Here is an 18,605-nt window from a genome sequence, read left to right on the forward strand (position 1 = left end):
ACGGTAATTACTGGTGTAATTGAAACAAGACCACCGGGAGGACCATGAAATAGTTGGTGCGAAAGGAGAGACTCGAACTCTCACGCCTTGCGACACTGGAACCTAAATCCAGCGCGTCTACCAATTCCGCCACTTTCGCATACCATTAAACAGGCAGTACAACATGCCCGGGTGAGGCTTGAACGTATAACACCCTACATGTTTGTTAGCTAATATTACCTGAATATTTCGCTAACTTAAACTGGGGTGGATGATGGGATTTGAACCCACGACGACCGGAATCACAATCCGGGGCTCTACCAACTGAGCTACACCCACCACTAAACTTTTCTACCTCAAGTAAACGTTCTGAACTACCTATCGGAACACCGAAAATGGCGCGCCCGGTAGGATTCGAACCTACTACCCACGGCTTAGAAGGCCGTTGCTCTATCCAAATGAGCTACGGGCGCCTTATACAGCAACCCAGGTTACGACTTACTTGAAGTCTTAAAATCTGGTCGGGGAAGAGGGATTCGAACCCCCGACATCCTGCACCCAAAGCAGGCGCGCTACCAGACTGCGCTATTCCCCGAAACATCGCGTTTTTGACGTTGCCGTCTCAACGAGGCGTGCATATTACTGATTTAGATCGCCAAGGTCAACAACAAAAATTATTTTTATTTCATTTAATTCAGGCTCTTTCAACAATGGATAATTCTTGAGAAAATACTAAGCTACTTTCTAATCAATTCAAAAGAATCATCTACTTATATGAGTGCCCAGTTAATCGATGGTAAATCCATCGCCGCAAACCTAAGACATCAAGTAAAGCAGAACGTTGCAAAAAGAATCGAGCAAAACCTCTCTCGGCCCGGTCTGGCAGTTATTTTGGTCGGCAGTGATCCCGCCTCGAGTATCTACGTCAACAAAAAGGTCCAGGCTTGTGAAGAAGTAGGTTTTCTTTCGCAAAAAGTCGAACTTTCGGCAGAAATCTCCGAAGCTGAGCTGATTGCCGAAATCGATAAGCTAAATGATAGCGACAATATACACGGGATTCTACTCCAGCTGCCGCTGCCAGAGCATATTGATTCAAGCAAAATGCTGGATAGAATAAAGCCCAGCAAAGACGTCGACGGATTCCATGCTTATAACCTTGGGCGTTTAGCACAGCGAATCCCCCTCCTACGTCCATGTACGCCTAAAGGCATTGTTACATTATTAGAGTCCACTCAGGCACCTATCCGTGGTCAAAATGCCTGTGTTGTCGGAGCGTCCAATATCGTTGGTCGCCCGATGGCTATGGAACTACTATTAAAAGGCTGCACTGTTACCGTCACTCATAAATTTACCAAAGATTTAGCGAAGCACTTAGCCGACGCCGACATCGTTGTTGTAGCCGTTGGCAAACCTGGAATTGTGAAAGGAGAATGGATTAAACCCGGTGCTATTGTCATTGATGTAGGCATTAACCGACTGGATGACGGTAAACTGGTTGGTGATGTTGACTTTGAAAAAGCAGCCGAGCGTGCTTCATGGATCACCCCGGTTCCTGGAGGTGTTGGCCCCATGACTGTTGCTTGCTTAATGGAAAATACGGTACAGGCAGCTGAACTTACCGACTAAGAGAACCTAATCGGACAAATCTTCTACACTGGATGCCTGGTGATATGACTCAAACAACATCTGGGCATCCAGCGGTTTAGAATAGTAAAATCCTTGCGTGTAATCACACTGTTGTTGCAGTAAAAATTCAACCTGATTTAAATTTTCGACGCCTTCTGCCAACACTTTTAATTCTAATTCATGAGCCATCGCTGACATGGCCCTGACAATAGCACGGTCATTGCTGTCATTTTCGATGTCTCTAACAAAAGTACGATCTATTTTAATGACATCCACTGGAAACTTTTTTAAATAACTTAGCGACGAGTAACCCGTACCAAAATCATCTATCGCCAGAGTGATTTTTTGCTGTTTAAAATCCTCTAACAATCGAATGGTCTCTTCGATGTCTTCGACAAGAATGCTTTCTGTCAGCTCCAGCTGCAACAGATGAGCGGGTAGTTTCGACTGTTCTAAAGCAAACAAAATGTCATCATAAAGTTCATTCTTTCTACGAAACTGATTAGCTGAAATATTTATCGCCAATTTAACTTTTGGAAATCCTCTTTCCACCATGCTGGCAAACTCGGCGCAAGCATAATGGATAACCCAGCGCCCCAAACTTACTATGAGAGACGTCTCTTCAGCTAAAGGAATAAACTCTGCCGGTGAAATCATGCCTCGCTCAGGATCATTCCAACGCACCAGCGCCTCGATTCCGACTAAATCACCAGACTTCAACTCAAACTGCGGCTGATAATGGAGTATGAACTCTTTATTCTTAATAGCCTCTCTTAATCGGTTTTCTAACTGAATACGCTTTTGAGCTTTTTCATTTAAAAACTTTTCAAAAAACTGGAAGTTATTGCGGCCTTGTTCTTTTGCATAATACATGGCCATGTCGGCATGCTTCATCAACTGCGCAGCATCTTCAGCATCGTCTGGATAAAGGCTGATACCAATACTGGAATTTACAACAACATCACGACCATCAATTACAGTTTTTGTATTAAGGCGATGAAGAATATTCTCTGCGACATGAACAATATCATTTACCGACTCGATATCTCCCAGAATAACTGTAAATTCATCACCGCCTAAACGAGCGACGGTATCTGAGTTACGAACAGATAACGCCAAAGATTCAGCAACATGCTTGAGAAATAGATCACCAAAGTCGTGACCTAACAAATCATTAATGTTTTTAAAGTTATCAAGGTCAAAATACAATAACGCAACTTTTTCGTGATGGCGGTCAGCAACATTAATAGCCTGTTGAATCCGATCTTGATACAGCCGACGATTTGGCAAATTGGTTAAAGGATCAAAATAAGCAAGTTGGCGAATCGTTTCTTGGGCATCGTGTAACTGAGTATTATCTTTGGAAGTCCACAATAGTTGTCGAATATCGCCTTTGCTGTCCTTAATGGCAGATATCGATTGCAACGACCAATAGCTTTTACCATAACGGTTGGAACATTCAACTTCTGTTTCCCAGCTACCAACGTCCATTACTTTCTTCATTATTTTGCTGTTAGTAGAAAAAGTATGCGCAATCTGATTGAGTTCCTCGATATCCTTACCTAGAACCTCATGAGCTTCGATGCCAGTCAACTCCGAAAAATAGAGATTGGTATATTCAATTTTTCGCTCTGTATCAGTGATGATGGTAGCGCTTCCACTTTGCTCTATGGCTTGAGAGAGTTGTTTTAACTGAACCTCAGAGCGAATGCGTTCTTCTTCGAGTTGAATGTAGAACATAGCAGCACTGATATCATTGCTCAGACTGGAGAGTAGCTCCAGAGTGCTTTCATCAAAAGCATTTTCTTCTGACGAATAAATAGCAAAAACGCCAAGACACTGATCTTGCTTCAAAATAGGAACAGCCGCCAGAGAATAAAAGCCACTTCGTAAAGCCTCATCACGCCAAGGTCGAAAACTCTCATCACTACGGGTGTAATTGACACAAGCGACTTGATTGGTTGTCGCCGCAATACCAACAGGCCCTTTAGACAACTCACTACCATCTACTTTAACTACAATGTTATTCAAGTAAGGATCATGAGCTCCGGCAGCGGCAACAGGCTCTACAAACTGATCTTCAATTAATCCAATCCAAGCCATTTTAAAATTGCCATGCTGAACGGCAATTTGGCAAATTTCTTCTAACAAATGTGCTCTATCGCGGGTTTCGAGAATGGCTTTATTCGCAAGGTGCAGGATATTGTACAAACGGCTAACGGTAGAAAAATTAACCTGGGCTAAACGACGTTCCGTGATATTACGTAACATTTGCACAATACCAACACGACCGTCATTGAAGACTAATTCGGATAAAGTGACTTCATAGTAATGTCCATCTCGTTCGATTTCCTGATAGTAAGGATAATCTTTTTGAATAATTGCCTGACAAATAACACAGCCAGTGATAGGAACATCGGCATGAAAAATAGCATGGCTATTGCGTCCAATGAGCTGTTCTGAACGCGTCTTGGCATAACGGGCAGCAGATTCATTAACCTGAACAATAACCCCCACTTCATTGAGAACCGTGATCGCATCAGGAATACCATCGTAGGTATTAGCACTTAACGACAGAGATTTAAAAGGTTGATTTAATGTAAACTCAACGAGCGCGATATAAATAGCCCAAAACGAAAACAGTTTTAAAATATGACCGACAATTGCTGAACTTGCACTTATCGTTGTATATAAAGTGAACGCAACTTCGGCTAATATTGTTAGACCGATAGAAAGTATAATTAGTTTGAAAACGCCAGAATGGAGTCGATGGCGATGATAATAAAAAGATAATGCCGAAACCAAAAGAATAAAAATAACGAGGTATTCACCCCAGACTTTAATGGGTGTTAGCCCTTTTCCTTCGACAAACATAACCGGAAAAGCACCACTGTAAATAGCAATGCATACAGTGGCAAATATGCCTCCGAAAATACCGAAAAAGAACGGCCACTTGACTGGTTTACTAAAGAATAATGATGTCGATAATAGAATGAGAGACTCGAACAAGCGCGCCGACATCCAGTATTGAATAGCGGTGTCGTCTCCATTAACTCTAAATAGACCAAAGCTTTCGAAGGCTAACGCATGGGAAAGATCAAAAATACCTACCCAAAAATACCCACAACCTAAAAACATTAAAAAATGGCTGCGTGAGAACTTATATGTGTTTATTGCGACAACAAAACACAATACAGCAACAATAACCGCAAAGAGCTCAACAAGCGTATGAAAAAAGAGATAACTACCGAGCGCAATAGGTATGAGAAAAATCGACAGCAATATGGGGACAAGCCACTGAAGCAATGGGGAATAACTTTTTAGTGATTCGAAATTAATCATAATCATAAGAGGCCAGCTTCCAGCTCCATAATAGAAGTTTACCGGACCCGTTTATTGCCAACTAACAGAGAAACCATTCCATACGCCCTAATTTATAAAAACAACCACTCCTAACAAACGGAGATACGTAACATTTATCTGTGGTCCAGAGTTCATTTATCGGAGCAAAAAGCTTGAGTAGCCCACTGCATTATTCTAAAGATAGTTGAAACATCAATGAGATGATAGTGAGGAAAATAGAAGATTCCCTCACTCTAGGGCACTATCGAGCAAAAAAGCTATTTTTCTGCAATTGCGAAGGCGATCACTTGATGTTTTTCATCCGACAAACTGATATGCAGTTCGGTAATGCCCAAACTCTCTTTGACTTCTTGTGCCCTTCCAGAAACAACGACATAAGGCTTACCAGCACTGTCATTTAACACAGAAAAATTATCAAATCGAAGTTTATCAGCCAACCCTCTTCCTAGTGCTTTCATGAGCGCTTCTTTTGCAGCGAAGCGCTTAGCCAGATAACGTTCGGGGTGTGATTGGAAACCCGCACTTTTCTGTTCTTCAGCGGACAATATACGATCAACAAACTTTTGGCCAAAACGCTGGTAAGATCCCTCTATTCGAGGGATATCAAGGATATCAGTACCGATACCGACTATTGCCATTGACGGGCCTCTACCATCAAACGCTTCATTTCTTTCACCGCAGACTCCAGTCCAACCATCACAGCTCGAGCAATTAACGCATGCCCGATATTTAGCTCAACTATCTCAGGAATCATAGCAACAGGCTGCACATTATGATAGTGCAATCCATGTCCGGCATTCACTTGAAGTCCAATGTCATGAGCAAAAGTCGCGGCTTGCTGGAGCTTCTTTAATGACGGTAAGGCAGCATCTTCATCTCTAAACTCGGCATAGTGACCCGTATGCAACTCAATTAACTCAGCGCCACAACGTTTTGCCGCTTCAATCTGACTCGACTCAGCATCAATAAAGAGTGAAACTTTGATCCCCGCCTCCATCATTCGATGACACGCATCCTTAATTTTGGCTTCAGCTCCAACCACATCCAATCCGCCTTCAGTGGTCAGCTCTTCACGCTTTTCGGGCACCAGGCAAACGTAAGCTGGTTTGACTTTTTCGGCAATGGCGAGCATTTCTTCTGTCACCGCCATTTCCAGATTCATACGAGTTTGCAGAGTTTCTTTTAACAAGAAAACATCTCGGTCCACAATATGACGGCGATCCTCACGTAGATGAATAGTAATGCCATCAGCACCCGCTTGCTCCGCAATCAAAGCAGCCTGCACTGGCTCAGGGTAGTAAGTACCACGAGCTTGACGTAGCGTGGCAACGTGATCGATATTCACTCCAAGTAAAATAGGCTGACGCATGGTATTTGCCTCTCTGATAAGATCTTGACTGGCGCTTATTATACTGAAACCAGCTAAAGAGTAATGATTATTTTAAGACCTAGAAGAATCATTCATTGATTCTTCTTTCTGAGCTTTCGCTCTGCTCTGTTTGTGATGCCAGTCCAGCCATAGTTTTCTACTAACTAAAGGCTTGTTACCCAGATGTGGCGTTAACATGACACGACATATCTGCTTGAGGGCATTAAGAGCAGAAGGATTTTGCAGCTCTCCACGAAAAATCTGCAATAAATGAAGACCACTGACATACAGTCGCGATGGCTCACGTACACTAGACTCATCAATAGCTCGAAAACCCTGTTCTGTCACTAGATAGCAAAACTCTTCAACTACAGCCTGCTGTTCTATGGTCTGGTTAAATTGAATACCGTAACCTAGAGATTCAATCACTTTTAATTCTAACAAACGTAAGGATATCAGTCGGGCAACATCATCGTGTGCCGACTCAAAAGCCGATCGAATATAATCGTATAAGGAAGGATTGGGCTCCCAGCGTGGAAGCGTACGAAGCAAGAGCTCACTAATGTAGCTGCAGCAGATGAATGCTTCACCTTTTTGTATGGCTGCTGGTGTGATCACCTCACAAGATTGCAGCGTTTTAACTTCGCCCTTACCACCTAAAACCGCTTCCAATTCTGCAGAAGTCTGTAAAGCGGCTCGAACTTTTTGTTTACTAGGTGAGCGTATGTGCTTGGCAATAAATGTGAGCCTTCCGTGCTCTTTGCTAAAAGCATCTACCATAAGAGCCGTCTCTTGATAGGGACGGGCATGAAGAACGATCAAGTGTTCTTCAAGTCTCATTGTCCTTCATCGTATCCAAGAGAACGGAGCGCACGTTCGTCGTCAGCCCAACCATCTTTAACTTTAACCCAAAGCTCCAAAAATACTTTGGCTTCGAAGAGGCTTTGCATATCCAGACGAGCATCGCGACCAATTTGTTTTAACTTTTCGCCTTTTTTTCCGATAACGATAGTCTTTTGACCTTTGCGTTCAACCAAAATAAGGCCATTGATCCTCACCAATCCATTCTCTTCAACTTTAAACTGCTCGATTTCGACCGTGACAGAATAAGGTAACTCTTCGCCCAAATTACGCATGAGTTTTTCACGAATAATCTCAGCGGCCATAAAGCGTTGGCTTCGGTCGGTCACATGATCTTCTGGAAAGAACGGAATGCCTTCGGGGATCAAGCTAAATAATTTTTGTCTTAACGTTTCGACATTGTCGCCTTTTTCGGCAGAGCCAGGAATAACCTCAACAAAATTAATTTGTTTTGAAACCTGCTCCAAATGAGGCAGTAAGGCTGTTTTATCTTTTATCAGATCGATTTTATTAACGAACAAAAGTACCGGACATCCTGATGCTTTAGCATAGTCACATGCCATTTGATCATCATCGGTCCAGTTTGTGCCTTCTAACACCCACACAATCAGATCAACTTCTTTGGTGGATGTCGTCGCAGCCTTATTCATCAAGCGATTAATGGCTTTCGTTTCGTTTAAATGCAAACCGGGAGTGTCGACATAAATAACCTGAGCATCTTTTTCGGTATCAATGCCCAAAATACGATGACGAGTCGTTTGCGGCTTTTTGGATGTGATGCTAATTTTTTGCCCAAGCAACCCATTCAGCAAAGTCGACTTGCCAACATTAGGGCGGCCAATAATGGCAACATAACCGCAACGAGAAACGTCGGCGGGTTTATTAATCTCACTCATAACTATTTCTCACCCAGTAACAGAGATAACATTTTTTCGGCAGCTGCCTGTTCTGCTTTACGGCGGCTGGAACCTTTGGCTTCGGTTTTCTGCTGACCGTCGCGAGTTTCACAAGATACCCAATAGGTTCGGTTATGCTCTTGTCCTTCGGTTTTAGTCACATCGTAAATTGGCAACTCTTGTTTGCGGCTCTGTAGCCACTCCTGTAACTGAGTTTTAGGATCTTTGGTTGCCTGATCCAGCGTCAGTGATTTCATACGCTCATCATAGAGTCCAAGAATAACTCTCTGTGCAGACTCCATACCACCGTCCAGATAGATAGCTCCTAATATGGCTTCCATTGCGTCGGATAAAATCGACGCTCTACGATAACCACCACTTTTTAGCTCTCCGCCACCGAGCTTAAGAACATTGCCAACCTCAATTTCGTTCGCCAGTTCGGCTAAGGTCTTCTCTCTTACCAAATGCGCACGCAAGCGCGTCAGGTGTCCTTCTGAGCCTTTTTCGAACAGGTGATATAAACGCGCAGCGATAACAAAACCCAAAATGCTGTCGCCTAAAAACTCAAGGCGCTCATTATGAGCGCCTTTTGCACTGCGGTGGGTCAAAGCCTGTTTAAGTAAATCAGGAGACCTAAAAGTATAGCTTAGGCGTTTTTGCAAACGCTCTAAGTCATGTTGTTGCCACATTCACTAAATCTCAACACTATCATCAAATTCAACGAGAACGGAAAGGTTGCTAACTAAGTCAATCTTTACATCATAAACAATGCTCACTCGCATCTTGCCGCCACGAGTTGGCTTAAAGTGAATGTTTTCTTTGGTCACTCGCTCAACTTGATTAATATTAAACTGAGCAGCTAATTTGCGGTTGACCTGTGCTTTGCTCATCTTGGTATTTTCTTTCTCCAAGCTTTCCAAGGCTTTTTTGACACTCATGTTCTCAATGTATACAGGAACCAACTGAATGCCCACCATGCCATAGCCACCTACCATCGCGCCAATCATCATAATAGACCAGATGCTGGCACCTTTTTGACGTCGAAACATGAATCGTCTCCCGAAAAAATGAATACTTATCTATTTTATACCACCAACTCGGTCAAAATTCACACCAGTTGGGATATAACTCCAGGGTTTGCCTTTGTCTTCGAAGCCAAATTCCAGATGCAACCAGATGGCTTCGGCCTTACCAACCATTCGTTGCTCAGGTACAAATCCCCAAAAACGCGAGTCTAAACTTTGATTACGATTGTCACCCAATACAAAATAACTGCCTTCAGGTACTTCAACACCCCGCTTCCAGTCTTCTATGAAGGTGTTGAATCTGGCAAAAAATATGCGTTTATCAATTTTTTGTCCAGCCAGCTGGAGTTTTTTGAACTCGGCGTGAGCACGAGGGCTGTACTGTGGTCTGCCACTCTTAAATTCTGATTTGATCATAATTTCGTGCTCAACACCGTCGAGGTTTTCTTTATAAACATCAATGCCATTAAAGCCTTTAGCCGCAACAAGAGAATGCTCGATCTTGTTTTTAACTCCGCACTTTAGCTGTTGAGGGGTATATTCTTCAGGGCCATTGCATTTTGGCTTAACCCAAAGTTGCTGATAAGGATCCAGATATACAACGTCTCCAGGTAATGCAATCAAACGCTTGATGTAATCTTTGGTTGGCTCATGAGGCGCGCGAAAAACCACAACATCACCTCGCTTAGGCTGCTCACCTTCGGTAATACGCGTCTTAGTGACGGGTAAACGCAATCCATAAGCATGCTTGTTAACCAAAATAAAATCGTGAACCCACAGAGTTGGTTCCATAGAACTAGAAGGGATTTTAAAAGGCTCATAGAAAAACGAACGTAAAACGACGATAACTAATAGCAACGGAAAGAAAGACCAACCATAATCAGCCCACCACGGATCTTTTTCGACCGCTTCAACTTCTTTGTCATGAGGATTACTGTTGCGTTTATATAAATCAGCCAGTTGTTGTTTTTTCTTTTTGGCTAGCCAGGTTTTCTCAACAATGGCTATTAATGCGCTCAAAAACAGAGCCGTAACCAGAATCAGTTCAAAGTTTGGCAACATCAGCCAAACAACGCCAACGGCACAACTCAAAACAAAAATAGTATCGCTAAACTCAACCCATTCAGGCTTTTTCAAAACGCTTTCGATGCGCTCAAAATCGACATTTTTATTCTTCTGTCTTAAATCATCAGCAGCCTGTGCACGTTTTTTTGCCCAGTTCCATTTGTCCATCGCACTGATAATCGCTGATGACACTAATGCCACCATCAAAATCATTTCAAAACTCATATATTGTCCCAAACTATTCGTACTTTGAATGATGGTTCCGCAGCAATTTCTACGGCCACTCTTTTTTCAGACATGCTGGCTCTCCGCCAGCATGTTACTTATTTATCGCTACCGATTTGCAATACTGCCAGGAACGCATCTTGTGGAATCTCCACTTTACCTACCTGTTTCATGCGTTTTTTACCTGCTTTTTGTTTCTCTAGCAGCTTGCGCTTACGACTCACGTCGCCACCGTAACATTTTGCCGTTACGTTCTTACGTAATGCTTTCACGGTTGAACGAGCAACGATGTGATTACCAATGGCAGCTTGAATAGCCACCTCAAACATCTGACGAGGAATTAGCTCACGCATTTTCTCGACCAGTTCGCGACCACGATAGAATGCCTGATCTTTATGAACAATAATGGCTAACGCATCGACTTTTTCACCATTAATTAGAATATCCAGCTTAACCAGATCCGCTTGCTGGAAACGAACAAAGTTATAGTCTAATGACGCGTAACCACGGCTCACCGACTTCAAACGGTCAAAGAAGTCGAGAACCACTTCGTTCATGGGCAGCTCATAGCTCAGTGAAACCTGATTACCCACGTAATTCATATTCTTTTGCACGCCGCGCTTTTCGACGCACAAAGTAATCACATTGCCCAGATATTCTTTTGGTAACAGCATGCTGGCTTCAACAATAGGCTCACGCATTTCACTGATGGCGCCGGGATCGGGCAATTTAGAAGGATTATCGACATACAGCGTTTCGCCTTTTGAGTCGATCACTTCAAAAATTACCGTTGGTGCAGTAGTGATAAGATCGAGATTGTATTCTCGCTCCAGTCGCTCCTGAATGATTTCCATGTGCAGCATACCCAAGAAGCCACAACGGAAACCAAAACCTAACGCTTGCGAATTTTCTGGCTCATAAAACAGCGAAGCATCATTCAAGCTTAACTTTCCTAGCGCATCACGAAAGGCTTCGTAATCGTCCGAGGCAACAGGAAAAAGTCCAGCATAAACCTGTGGCTTCACTTTCTGAAATCCTGGCAATGCCTCATCAGCAGGTGCTTTAGCCGTAGTCAAAGTATCCCCTACTGGCGCTCCCTGGATGTCTTTAATCCCAGCGATAACAAAGCCTACTTCACCCGCTTTAAGCTCTTTTAAATCTTTACGTTTTGGTGTGAAGATACCAACATGGTCAACAACGTGAGCTTTACCCGTCGACATAACGAGCATTTTGTCACCGGGAGACAAACGACCTTCCATAACTCTGACCAAAGAAACAACACCCAGATAATTATCAAACCAGGAGTCTACAATCAGCGCTTTTAGCGGCTTATCAGGATCACCTTCGGCTGGTGGAACATCGGCAACGATGGTTTCTAATACGTCTTCAATACCGAGTCCAGTTTTAGCAGAGCAGGTCACCGCTTCGGTTGCTTCAATACCAATAATGTCTTCGATTTCCTGGCTTACCGTGTCAGGATCAGCTTGTGGCAAATCAATCTTATTAAGAATTGGAATCACTTCCAGCTCTTGCTCTATCGCCGTATAACAGTTAGCCACGGTCTGTGCCTCAACACCCTGAGCGGCATCCACCACCAGCAAAGCGCCTTCACAGGCCGCTAAAGAACGCGATACCTCATAAGAAAAATCCACGTGTCCGGGCGTATCAATGAAATTCAACTGATAGGTGTTGCCGTCTTTCGCTTTGTAATCGAGGGTAACACTCTGGGCTTTGATGGTAATCCCACGCTCTCGCTCCAAGTCCATAGAATCAAGGACTTGCGCTTCCATCTCGCGGTCACTTAGACCGCCACAATGTTGAATAAGACGATCAGACAAGGTCGATTTGCCGTGATCGATGTGGGCAATGATTGAAAAGTTACGGATGAACTGCGTATATGACATAAACTCTGGCCAATGAACTCAACGTAAAGGGCATCACTAAAAATAGTCACTTTGCGAAATCAACACCAAAAAACCTTTTAACCTGTTGATTTTAAAGCCTAAAACAACCAACTTCCTAAACTAGGATAAAAAGATGGACGCCAAAAGACTATTTTTAGAGATGCCAACTCATTAATTCTGTACAAAGGGCGCAGATCTTACACTATTTTTGAACTAAAGAGCAGTGGCTAATCGCCACCGCTCCACAGAAAGTGTCTATTTGAGACTGATTGCTAAATATTGCGTCTGACCGCGACGGAAAACCAGTAACGCCAGGTCTCCATCGTCCTTTTTGGCTTCTACCAGCTTTTCGAAATGCTCGACGGATTTCACCACTTCACTACCCACTCGTAAAATCACGTCGCCTTTCTCAATACCTCCTCGATTTGCCGGGCCTGAGTAGACTTCTTGAACAAATACACCGCTGTCTAACTGAGCAGCTTCTCGGTAACGGTCTGGAATTTCACGCACCGCCAGCCCTAGTAAACCGCCTTGCGAGGAATCACGACCACTACTGGATACCGCACGCTGCTCGCGTTCGCCCAACACGACTTCGATGGTTTTCTTTTTCTTACCACGAATGATCTTTACATCAATCTCTTTACCCGGTTCAAGCAAACCAATCAAGTAGGGTAAATCCCCTGCCTGTGTTACTTCTTTGCCATTAATGTGAGTCACAACATCCGAAGGCTCAAGACCAGCTTTATCTGCAGGAGAGCCTGCCGCCACACTCTTAAGAATGGCTCCAGTCACCTTACTCAAACCAAAGTTTCGTGCCAGATCATGATCCAAATCTTGATATTCAACACCCAAGTATCCGCGCTTGATATGTCCGTATTCTTTGAGTTGGCCAGCAATATGAACACCTAAATTAATTGGAATAGCAAAAGCTAAACCAATATTTCCAGAGCCACGAGCGCTCTTAATACGTGAATTAATTCCAATCACTTCGCCATCAACATTAAACAAGGGGCCACCAGAGTTACCAAAGTTGATAGCTGCATCAGTCTGTAAAAATGGAACATACTGCTCAGCGCCTGGTAAGCTACGATTCTTGGCACTTACAATGCCCGCTGTAATGGTTTTTTCCAGACCCAAAGGCGCTCCAAAGGCAACTACCCAGGCCCCCACTTTTACTTCATCGATGTCCGCAACCTTTACTTCTTTTAATTTGGGAGCATCAATTTTTAACAACGCCAGATCGGTACCTATATCAGCACCAACGACTTCGGCATCGTACTCTTTTCCGTTACCTAATTTCACTCGGATAAAAGTCGCCTGCTTATCGCCCTGACGACCATAATAGGTTTGATACACCACATGACGATTCGTCAAAATATAACCATCATCATCAATGACAAAACCTGAGCCAAAAGACGTTCCAGAATCCTGGTACTCGCTATCAAAACGCGCAGTAATCACCACGACAGAATCTTTTACGTCTTCAACCATTTCAGTAAAGTCGGGGTAGCTGGCCGCACGCCCGATACAGCTCCACATAATTAAAATCAAAACGGCAGAAAATGACCTTAATTGTTTCACTAATCTTCTCCTTTGAAGTTTGTATGTATTCAACCCAAAAGCCTGAGTATTAAGCGTAATATACCCAAAGCCCTATGAAGGCATCGGGTATTAACTCAGCAATATTGGATCGATGTTCAATATTTTCAACAAATATGACAAGCGCTCATACAAAAAGTGTCATGTAGTTTGTAACACAATATTAGGAAGGAAACTCAAATGACAATAGCGCTCTGACAATTTAACTATTCGAGATATTCAGGGAGGATTTACTCAACATAGCAATACGCGTAATGGCTTGTCGCTCAAGCAAAGAACTGAGCCAACGAGCACAACCGAACCCAAGCATCATTCCCAGAATCGAACTTAGAATAATCCAACCTTCCTTGATCACGAGTAAGTCGCCAACCAATGCTGTTGCAAATAAAAACAGTAATGGTAATAAATACAGCACGAATGAGCCTAACAACAACCCTTTTTCGGGAATACTCACCAACACCTGTTCACCAACTTTGGCATTCAGAGTGTTAGGAATACGGGTATAAAAAGCTCGACGGCCTAATATTTGACTCAGCAAACCAGTGCCACAAGTTTGGTTCACATCGCATGAAGCACACCCTGACTTGGCCACAGATTCTAACCAGGCAAAATCGCCATCAACAGCGACTACTTTGGCGCTTTCTTTTAGCATGATTCCAAATATTGCAGATAAGAGTAACTGCTATTATGGACAAGATAGGAAGGGAAATAAAGAGATGGCCTGAGCCATCTCTTTGGATAGGAATTACTGCTCTAACACTTTACTGTTTTCTTTGCGCGCCTGAATGCGGGCTTCTTCGTTACGACGCTCAAGCTCAGCCATCAACTGACGAAACTGGCGTGGTGACATGCGGTAGGTACGAGCCTGCTCGCCACTCACCATACGAACACGAGGTAATTGGCTGCCTTGATTGTTATGGGCTGACTGTTGAGCAAATTGAGCAAATAACCCTTCGATGCGCTCTAACTGAGCCTGCTCTTCGGGGGTTACATGGTATTCGGCTAACAGACTGCCTTGCTCGCTAGCGGCCGTATCAGCAATCTGAGTCGAACCAGTATCACCAGTCGGCAACCATTGCACGCTGACTAACGCCACTGCAGCAACGGATGCAGCTAAAGCCCACCCAGTAACAGCCTGACGAATGCCACTGCGTCTTACGGGTGCCAAAATAGCTGGCTCATCAGCAATAGCAGCAGCGACTTTGTCACTAAAATCCGGTTGCCATTCTGATGCGACTTCATCATTAATGACGGCGCGCATCAAATGATACGATTCCCAGGACTTCGCAGCTTCAGGATCTTTTAACAACTGTTTAAGCGTTTGCTCATCCAGATTGTCTTCATCAACCCATGAAGAAATGTTCTGATTAACTTCTTGTTGACTCATTCTCTCAACCAACCCCGTTGGATAATTATTATCGTTTATAGCTTTAGACTCTTCGTGCTGCAAGTTAGGTCACATACCGAAAGTAACTACTTACCAATCCTATAGAGACTAAAGTTAAATACATCCAGAGAAAGTAACTCGCACATTAAATGAGCTATCGCTAGATGTAAAGAATTACCTGCCATCGTTCGACTACAAAAGTTCCTGAATGTTCCGCTCGATTGCTTCACGAGCCCGAAATATTCTTGAACGAACGGTCCCAACGGGACAATCCATTACTTCTGCTATCTCTTCGTAGCTTAACCCTTCCATCTCTCGCAAAGTGATGGCCGAGCGTAAATCTTCCGGCAGCTCTTCAATCGTCTTGAAGACACGCTGCTTTAATTCGTCTCTCAAGAGCATACGCTCTGGAGAGCCAACTTCTTTTAATGAATCAACACCGCTGAACTGTTCTGCCTCTGTGGCATCAATGTCAGAATCCGGTGGTCGTCGCCCCTGGGCCACTAAATGGTTCTTGGCGGTATTCACCGCAATACGGTAGAGCCAGGTATAAAACGCACTGTCTCCACGAAAATTAGCCAGCGCCCGATAAGCCTTTATAAAAGACTCCTGTGCAACATCGGCAACCTCGGCGGGCTCTTTAACCAATCGGCTAATCAAACTAAATACTTTATGCTGATATTTCTTTACCAGCAAATCAAATGCTTTTTTATCGCCGCGCTGGACGCGCTCAACTAACAGTTGATCATTCCCGGCACTCATACAACCTCCTTCAGAGTGTCAGGTTGTGTTTCTTCTTGTGTCATTCTAAGACCTCATGCCAAGCAATAAGTTCGCCGACATTTCTTTATTTTTTACATATTTGTTAATATGTGTTGGTCAAACATTAGAATTTCAAGCAAAATCCGCAACAACTGACGGGATAAATATCGAAGTTGGTCAAAAATCAGCTAACTCGGTGTTATATTTAAACAAACTGACCTAATGATGGTTCAATGAGTAATCACCAACACGACGTACTAATTATTGGCAGCGGAGCCGCAGGACTCACTGCAGCATTGCATCTTAGTCAATATGGCAAGGTAGCTGTACTTTCTAAAGCAGCATTGACCGAAGGCTCAACCTTTTATGCTCAAGGAGGCATTGCAGCCGTCCTCGACAATGATGACAGTGTTGAGTCTCACGTACAGGATACTTTAGTCGCTGGAGCTGGTTTGTGCGATGAAGAAGCCGTGCACTTTACAGTTGAAAACAGCCGTAAAGCCATCGAGTGGCTGATCGAGCAAGGAGTCGCTTTTAGTACACGAGAAAACTCCGCAGGCGAGCAAGAATATCATCTGACTCGTGAAGGCGGTCATAGTCGTCGTCGTATTATTCACTCTGCCGATGCAACCGGAAAAGCTGTTGCTACCACCCTTGTCGGAGCCGTTAAGAAACAACAAAATATCCAGTGGTACGAAGGTTATAACGCTGTTGATTTGATCACATCTTCGCCATCATCAAGCGGTGGAAAACGCTGTATTGGTGCCTACGCGCTCAATCTGACAAGCAACGAAGTCGAAGTTTTTAGAGCGCGCTTTGTTATTTTAGCAACCGGTGGAGCCAGTAAAGTTTATCTCTACACCAGTAATCCTGACGTCGCCTCAGGCGATGGTGTTGCTATGGCCTGGCGTGCAGGTTGTAGCGTAGCTAATTTAGAGTTTAATCAGTTCCACCCTACCTGCCTGTTTGATCCACTGGCCCGCTCTTTCTTAATATCTGAAGCATTACGTGGCGAAGGCGCTTTTCTTAAACGCGCAGACGGTACGCGATTTATGCCAGAGTATGATGAACGAGCAGAACTGGCACCACGAGATATTGTCGCCCGAGCCATTGATCACGAGATGAAAAAGCGCGGGCAGGAACATGTTTTGCTGGATATCAGCCATAAAGGCAAAACCTTTATCCAGCAGCATTTTCCGACCATACATCAACGCTGTCTGGAGCTAGGGCTGGATATCACAGAACAGGCCATTCCCGTTGTTCCAGCTGCCCATTACACATGCGGTGGCGTTCGCGTTGATTTAAATAGCAAAACCGATGTCGACGGTCTCTATGCGGTAGGTGAAGTTGCCTGCACAGGTTTGCATGGTGCCAACCGCATGGCCAGTAACTCTCTTTTAGAATGTCTTGTCTATGGTTACTCAGCAGCAAAGGACATCATTAATCACTGGGACACCCCGACATTAACGACCGAAGTACCACAGTGGGATGATAGCCGAGTCAGCAACTCTGACGAGCAAATTGTAATTACTCATAACTGGCACGAACTGCGCCAGGTGATGTGGAATTATGTAGGCATTGTTCGCAGTGACAAACGTTTGCAGCGGGCGCAAAGTCGCGTGAACTTACTCAAACAAGAAATTCATGAGTACTATGCAAACTTTAAAGTAGACAATGATCTACTGGAGCTAAGAAATCTGGTATTAGTCGCAGACCTTATGATCAAAAGTGCGCAAATGCGTAAAGAAAGCCGCGGCCTGCATTATACACTCGACTATCCTGAGCTATTGCCCGAGGCAAAAGACTCAGTATTGACACCTCAACCGTAAGTATGGTCGCCAGCGTAGGTTTGACTGCGCTGATGACTATGCAAACAACGACTAAGCTCACGAAAACGTTGCTCACCGAGCTCATCAATAGCCCAAATCATCGTTCGCACCGAACTCTCATTGTTCTTTTTTGTTCGCATGATAATGATTTGAGGCAGTAATAGCGTCGGTGTCATCACTTCGAGCTCTTGCTGTCCATGCTCATCTAGCCAATACCATCGATGATTCAAATACAATAACTGATGGGTGACTCCAGATAACGCCACCCAGTAGTGATAAACGGCCAGACACCAAATTGCCGTCGATATTAACAACAGCCCAGCCAACATCGCTCCTACTTCTAACAACGCCATTTGCAGCATAAAAACACCTAACTGTGCTAAGCCGCAGTAAACAACAAACAAAAGCGAAGGAGTCAGCTTAAATGACTGCATTATCTTAGGCCCGTTGCCTCAGGGTTTAATGCGCTCGTTGATATAACGAATCATTGCCGCCAAGGCTTCATCCTCTGGCTGGCCATGTCCCATCAACCAATTGAACAAATCGGGATCGGCCTCTTCTAGCAAACGCACAAAAGTGGCTTTTAATTCGTCATCCATCGACGAAAAATAACGCTCAAAAAAAGGAATCAAAATCACATCTAATTCCAACATGCCACGACGACATGTCCAACGAATACGTTTTTCGTTAAATCTCTGCTCTGTCATATCTTACA

General features: G+C 43.9%; 17 protein-coding genes and 4 tRNA genes. 2 read left to right on the plus strand and 19 right to left on the minus strand.

The window, feature by feature from the left end:
- Nucleotides 1–54: 54 nt before the first annotated feature.
- From NH399_RS14220 to NH399_RS14235, 4 genes are all read right to left on the minus strand, one after another.
- A tRNA-Leu gene (locus NH399_RS14220) sits at nt 55–139 on the minus strand.
- 103 nt (nt 140–242) lie between these two features.
- Nucleotides 243–318, minus strand: a tRNA-His gene (locus NH399_RS14225).
- A gap of 57 nt (nt 319–375) precedes the next feature.
- Nucleotides 376–452 (minus strand) — tRNA-Arg (locus NH399_RS14230).
- Between the two features lie 45 nt (nt 453–497).
- Nucleotides 498–574 (minus strand) — tRNA-Pro (locus NH399_RS14235).
- 179 nt (nt 575–753) lie between these two features.
- Between NH399_RS14235 and folD the strand changes: the two genes are divergently transcribed.
- On the plus strand, nt 754–1,605 hold the full coding sequence (folD, locus tag NH399_RS14240) for a bifunctional methylenetetrahydrofolate dehydrogenase/methenyltetrahydrofolate cyclohydrolase FolD (RefSeq protein ID WP_253041163.1): 852 nt from the start codon (nt 754–756) through the stop codon (nt 1,603–1,605).
- 6 nt (nt 1,606–1,611) lie between these two features.
- Here folD and NH399_RS14245 read toward each other — a convergent pair whose 3' ends face one another.
- From NH399_RS14245 to rpoE, 13 genes are all read right to left on the minus strand, one after another.
- The gene (locus NH399_RS14245) at nt 1,612–4,953 is read right to left on the minus strand and encodes an EAL domain-containing protein (protein WP_253041164.1); all 3,342 of its coding nucleotides are present in this window, start codon (nt 4,951–4,953) and stop codon (nt 1,612–1,614) included.
- 272 nt (nt 4,954–5,225) lie between these two features.
- The gene (acpS, locus tag NH399_RS14250) at nt 5,226–5,606 is read right to left on the minus strand and encodes a holo-ACP synthase (RefSeq protein WP_253041165.1); all 381 of its coding nucleotides are present in this window, start codon (nt 5,604–5,606) and stop codon (nt 5,226–5,228) included.
- The gene (gene pdxJ, locus NH399_RS14255) at nt 5,597–6,337 is read right to left on the minus strand and encodes a pyridoxine 5'-phosphate synthase (RefSeq protein ID WP_253041167.1); all 741 of its coding nucleotides are present in this window, start codon (nt 6,335–6,337) and stop codon (nt 5,597–5,599) included. Before pdxJ ends, acpS begins: the two co-directional genes overlap by 10 nt.
- 72 nt (nt 6,338–6,409) lie before the next feature.
- A complete protein-coding gene (gene recO, locus NH399_RS14260; RefSeq protein ID WP_253041169.1) occupies nt 6,410–7,177 on the minus strand; it encodes a DNA repair protein RecO in 768 nt (255 codons plus the stop codon).
- Nucleotides 7,174–8,094 carry a GTPase Era gene (gene era / locus NH399_RS14265; RefSeq protein ID WP_253041171.1) on the minus strand — a complete coding sequence of 307 codons (921 nt, stop codon included), beginning with the start codon at nt 8,092–8,094 and terminating at the stop codon, nt 7,174–7,176. The genes recO and era overlap by 4 nt, the downstream gene beginning before the upstream one ends.
- Nucleotides 8,095–8,096: 2 nt before the next feature.
- Nucleotides 8,097–8,783 (minus strand): ribonuclease III, encoded by a 687-nt coding sequence (gene rnc, locus NH399_RS14270; protein ID WP_253041174.1) that lies wholly within the window; start codon nt 8,781–8,783, stop codon nt 8,097–8,099.
- A 3-nt stretch (nt 8,784–8,786) separates the two neighbouring features.
- Nucleotides 8,787–9,143: a DUF4845 domain-containing protein gene (locus tag NH399_RS14275; RefSeq protein WP_253041176.1), complete on the minus strand. Its 357-nt coding sequence runs from the start codon at nt 9,141–9,143 to the stop codon at nt 8,787–8,789.
- 30 nt (nt 9,144–9,173) lie between these two features.
- A complete protein-coding gene (lepB, locus tag NH399_RS14280; protein ID WP_253041178.1) occupies nt 9,174–10,409 on the minus strand; it encodes a signal peptidase I in 1,236 nt (411 codons plus the stop codon).
- Between the two features lie 98 nt (nt 10,410–10,507).
- Nucleotides 10,508–12,313, minus strand: coding sequence for a translation elongation factor 4 (gene lepA / locus NH399_RS14285; protein ID WP_253041180.1), 1,806 nt, complete (start codon nt 12,311–12,313; stop codon nt 10,508–10,510).
- Between the two features lie 255 nt (nt 12,314–12,568).
- Nucleotides 12,569–13,894, minus strand: a complete 1,326-nt coding sequence (locus NH399_RS14290; RefSeq protein WP_253041182.1) for a trypsin-like peptidase domain-containing protein — start codon at nt 13,892–13,894, stop codon at nt 12,569–12,571.
- A 220-nt stretch (nt 13,895–14,114) separates the two neighbouring features.
- Nucleotides 14,115–14,564 carry a SoxR reducing system RseC family protein gene (locus NH399_RS14295; protein WP_253041184.1) on the minus strand — a complete coding sequence of 150 codons (450 nt, stop codon included), beginning with the start codon at nt 14,562–14,564 and terminating at the stop codon, nt 14,115–14,117.
- Between the two features lie 93 nt (nt 14,565–14,657).
- The gene (locus NH399_RS14300) at nt 14,658–15,299 is read right to left on the minus strand and encodes a sigma-E factor negative regulatory protein (RefSeq protein WP_253041186.1); all 642 of its coding nucleotides are present in this window, start codon (nt 15,297–15,299) and stop codon (nt 14,658–14,660) included.
- 192 nt (nt 15,300–15,491) lie between these two features.
- Complete coding sequence (rpoE, locus tag NH399_RS14305; RefSeq protein ID WP_253041188.1) at nt 15,492–16,061, minus strand: RNA polymerase sigma factor RpoE; 570 nt, start codon at nt 16,059–16,061, stop codon at nt 15,492–15,494.
- A gap of 233 nt (nt 16,062–16,294) precedes the next feature.
- On the opposite strand from rpoE, the gene nadB reads away from it, so the two are divergent.
- On the plus strand, nt 16,295–17,890 hold the full coding sequence (gene nadB, locus NH399_RS14310) for an L-aspartate oxidase (protein ID WP_253041190.1): 1,596 nt from the start codon (nt 16,295–16,297) through the stop codon (nt 17,888–17,890).
- Here nadB and NH399_RS14315 read toward each other — a convergent pair.
- Together NH399_RS14315 and NH399_RS14320 are read right to left on the minus strand one after the other, a co-directional pair.
- Entirely contained in the window at nt 17,881–18,324 is a 444-nt protein-coding gene (locus NH399_RS14315) for a hypothetical protein (protein WP_253041192.1), read from the minus strand. The two genes, nadB and NH399_RS14315, sit on opposite strands and share 10 nt — an antisense overlap.
- A gap of 18 nt (nt 18,325–18,342) precedes the next feature.
- Complete coding sequence (locus NH399_RS14320; protein WP_253041194.1) at nt 18,343–18,597, minus strand: succinate dehydrogenase assembly factor 2; 255 nt, start codon at nt 18,595–18,597, stop codon at nt 18,343–18,345.
- Nucleotides 18,598–18,605: the final 8 nt, after the last annotated feature.

The organism is Pleionea sp. CnH1-48, assembly GCF_024124665.1.
Taxonomy (GTDB): Bacteria; Pseudomonadota; Gammaproteobacteria; order Enterobacterales; family Kangiellaceae; genus JAMXSB01.

Coding starts and splice junctions, on each gene's coding strand:
- recO (WP_253041169.1), bottom strand. CDS start 7,177: ATGAGACTTGAAGAACACTTGATCGTTCTTCATGCCCGTCCCTATCAA.
- acpS (WP_253041165.1), bottom strand. CDS start 5,606: ATGGCAATAGTCGGTATCGGTACTGATATCCTTGATATCCCTCGAATA.
- nadB (WP_253041190.1), top strand. CDS start 16,295: ATGAGTAATCACCAACACGACGTACTAATTATTGGCAGCGGAGCCGCA.
- folD (WP_253041163.1), top strand. CDS start 754: ATGAGTGCCCAGTTAATCGATGGTAAATCCATCGCCGCAAACCTAAGA.
- pdxJ (WP_253041167.1), bottom strand. CDS start 6,337: ATGCGTCAGCCTATTTTACTTGGAGTGAATATCGATCACGTTGCCACG.
- rpoE (WP_253041188.1), bottom strand. CDS start 16,061: ATGAGTGCCGGGAATGATCAACTGTTAGTTGAGCGCGTCCAGCGCGGC.
- rnc (WP_253041174.1), bottom strand. CDS start 8,783: ATGTGGCAACAACATGACTTAGAGCGTTTGCAAAAACGCCTAAGCTAT.
- NH399_RS14245 (WP_253041164.1), bottom strand. CDS start 4,953: ATGATTATGATTAATTTCGAATCACTAAAAAGTTATTCCCCATTGCTT.
- lepB (WP_253041178.1), bottom strand. CDS start 10,409: ATGAGTTTTGAAATGATTTTGATGGTGGCATTAGTGTCATCAGCGATT.
- NH399_RS14275 (WP_253041176.1), bottom strand. CDS start 9,143: ATGTTTCGACGTCAAAAAGGTGCCAGCATCTGGTCTATTATGATGATT.
- NH399_RS14300 (WP_253041186.1), bottom strand. CDS start 15,299: ATGAGTCAACAAGAAGTTAATCAGAACATTTCTTCATGGGTTGATGAA.
- NH399_RS14295 (WP_253041184.1), bottom strand. CDS start 14,564: ATGCTAAAAGAAAGCGCCAAAGTAGTCGCTGTTGATGGCGATTTTGCC.
- era (WP_253041171.1), bottom strand. CDS start 8,094: ATGAGTGAGATTAATAAACCCGCCGACGTTTCTCGTTGCGGTTATGTT.
- lepA (WP_253041180.1), bottom strand. CDS start 12,313: ATGTCATATACGCAGTTCATCCGTAACTTTTCAATCATTGCCCACATC.
- NH399_RS14315 (WP_253041192.1), bottom strand. CDS start 18,324: ATGCAGTCATTTAAGCTGACTCCTTCGCTTTTGTTTGTTGTTTACTGC.
- NH399_RS14320 (WP_253041194.1), bottom strand. CDS start 18,597: ATGACAGAGCAGAGATTTAACGAAAAACGTATTCGTTGGACATGTCGT.